Raw genomic sequence first — 2,436 nt, forward strand, 5'->3', positions numbered from 1 at the left:
GGCATGGGGGTTCCGGGGGAGGGGAAATCTGTTTCCACCGTAGTCCCGCTTTGGCCGTCGTTATAGATACAGATGCGGGGCAATGCGCATGCACAGCGGCAACGCGGCCAGTGATGTGAAAGGCGTTGCCCCGGGGCCACGGTTCAACATGCTGCAAAGGCCGGGGCGGGAAAGAAGAAAATCGCTCGACGCCGGGGCATTCACCCCTTGGCCGGCGAAGTACGTGCCCGTCTCATTCGGTTCCTCACGACAATGGGCGCGCGCTGAATCTCCCGATGCAGCGGTTCGGCAAACCCGTCGCTTACTCCCCTTAATCCCCTCCAAACCCTTGTCGCACGGGGGTCTTGCGGATTTTCATGATCCTGTATAGGGTTTCAATGTCGGACCGGTGGCTGGTCGGGTGCGACGCTTCACATGTTACGGGACTGTTAACATGACCTTCACCCGCCTGAGCATAATGTTCGCGGCGGTGGCGTGCTGAATCGGCTGTCGAACATCGACGCAGTAGTGCTGGCCCATGCCTCTACCGGTTTCATACCCCCGAAATAGGAGCTGTACTCAATGAACAAGAAGATCCTTACTGCCGCGCTGCTGGGTGGTCTGGCTTTCGCCCAGGCTGCGTCCGCGCAGGAGTTCGATGACCGCTGGTACCTGACCGGTTCGGCCGGCTTCAACTTCCAGGACAGCGACCGCCTGACCAACGATGCTCCGTTCGTCACCCTGGGCCTGGGTAAGTTCATCAGCCCGGAGTGGTCGCTGGACGGTGAGCTGAACTACCAGAACCCGAATTTCGATGCCAACCAGGATCTGAACTGGTCGCAGTACGGCATCTCGTTCGACCTGCGTCGCCACTTCATCAAGGAAGGCCGCGGCTGGAACCCGTACATCGTCGGTGGCCTGGGCTACCAGAAGTCGGAAGAAGAGTACCCGGCCAACAGCCTGAACGGCCCGCGTGAGCGTAAGGACGGCAATGCCGCTGCCAAGCTGGGCTTCGGCCTGCAGACCACCTTCGAAAAGCGCGTTGCTGTCCGCGCCGAAGTGGCCTACCGCGCTGTCTTCGACGACCAGAGCGTTGCTGCTCCGAACGAAGACTGGTTCGGCGACGTGCTGGCTTCGGTCGGCGTCGTGATCCCGCTGGGCCCGGCCCCGGTGGCTGCTGTTGCCCCGGCTCCGGCTCCGGTTGCCCCGAGCTGCGCCGACCTGGATGACGACGGTGACGGCGTCAACAACTGCGACGACAAGTGCCCGAACTCGCAGCCGGGCCAGACCATCGGTCCGGACGGTTGCCCGGTGCCGGTGTCGATCGACCTGAAGGGCGTGAACTTCGACTTCGACAAGTCGAACCTGCGTCCGGACGCTGTGGCCATCCTGTCGGAAGCTTCGGAAATCCTGAAGCGTTACCCGGACCTGCGCGTTGAAGTTGCCGGTCACACCGACTCGAAGGGTACCGACGCTTACAACCAGAAGCTGTCCGAGCGTCGCGCCACCGCCGTGTACAACTACCTGACCCAGAACGGTGTGGACGCTGGCCGTCTGCAGGGCCCGATCGGCTACGGCGAGAGCCGTCCGATTGCCCCGAACACCAACCCGGATGGTTCGGATAACCCGGAAGGTCGCGCCAAGAACCGTCGTACCGAGCTGAACGTCCAGAACTAAGTTCTGACGCTCTGCCAGTAAGACACAGCAGGACCCGGCTTCGGCCGGGTCTTGTTGTTTGTGGGCCCTGGAACGCGGGTCGCTCCCGCTGCCGGCAACCGTTCGTCGGCGTTTTGCCCGTAAAACCAATGAGTTGTCGTATTCATTGAAAGTGGCGCTTGAAAGCTGTCGCGGCATTGCTAAACTCGCCGCGTCACTTCCTTTCGTGGATGCCCCTCATGCTGCGCTCTGCATCGGCCGCCGTCCTGGCGCTGGCCCTGGTTCCCGTCGCCCACGCGGCGGTCGATTGCTCGGTCAACACCAGCGCCTCGCCGCTGCCCCTGCCGGCCACGGCCATCGCGCCGGTGGCTGATGAGCTGTACATCCGCGGTACCCAGCTGGGCATGTCTGCCGGCGTGCTGGGCAGCAGCTACGATCCCTCGCAGTCGCTGGACCAGGTGCTGCAGCGCCTGCGCATCGATGGTTGCCAGAACATCGCCAAGGCCATCCCCAGCGCACCGGCGGTGAAGCCCAACGATCCGGCCGCCTACAAGCCGCAGACCGAGTTCGACAACACGCCGTGGCGCTTCGACATGAGCCAGAACGGCAAGCGCATGACCGCTGAAGAGTTCGACGCCTGGATGAAGGCGCGTGGCGTGCGCGTGGTCAAGGCGCGCCCGGCGCCGGCTGCCGCTGCCGTCCCGGCCACCACCGAAGCACCGGCTGAGACCAAGCCGGGCGAAAAGAAGTAAGCCGCGCGGGGAGCAGAGGCTTGCGCACGCGCCGCCCTCCTGCCACCCC

2 protein-coding genes are annotated in these 2,436 nt (G+C 63.7%); both read left to right on the forward strand.

Annotated elements, in window-relative coordinates; all coding sequences use genetic code 11:
• Positions 1–561 precede the first annotated feature (561 nt).
• A complete protein-coding gene (locus tag IAE41_RS22150; protein WP_200734586.1) occupies positions 562–1,656 on the forward strand; it encodes an OmpA family protein in 1,095 nt (364 codons plus the stop codon).
• 218 nt (positions 1,657–1,874) lie between these two features.
• Positions 1,875–2,387: a hypothetical protein gene (locus tag IAE41_RS22155; RefSeq protein ID WP_079220776.1), complete on the forward strand. Its 513-nt coding sequence runs from the start codon at positions 1,875–1,877 to the stop codon at positions 2,385–2,387.
• The last annotated feature ends 49 nt before the right edge of the window (positions 2,388–2,436 follow it).

Source organism: Stenotrophomonas sp. S39 (assembly GCF_016624665.1).
Taxonomy (GTDB): Bacteria; Pseudomonadota; Gammaproteobacteria; order Xanthomonadales; family Xanthomonadaceae; genus Stenotrophomonas.

Coding starts and splice junctions, on each gene's coding strand:
- IAE41_RS22150 (WP_200734586.1), top strand. CDS start 562: ATGAACAAGAAGATCCTTACTGCCGCGCTGCTGGGTGGTCTGGCTTTC.
- IAE41_RS22155 (WP_079220776.1), top strand. CDS start 1,875: ATGCTGCGCTCTGCATCGGCCGCCGTCCTGGCGCTGGCCCTGGTTCCC.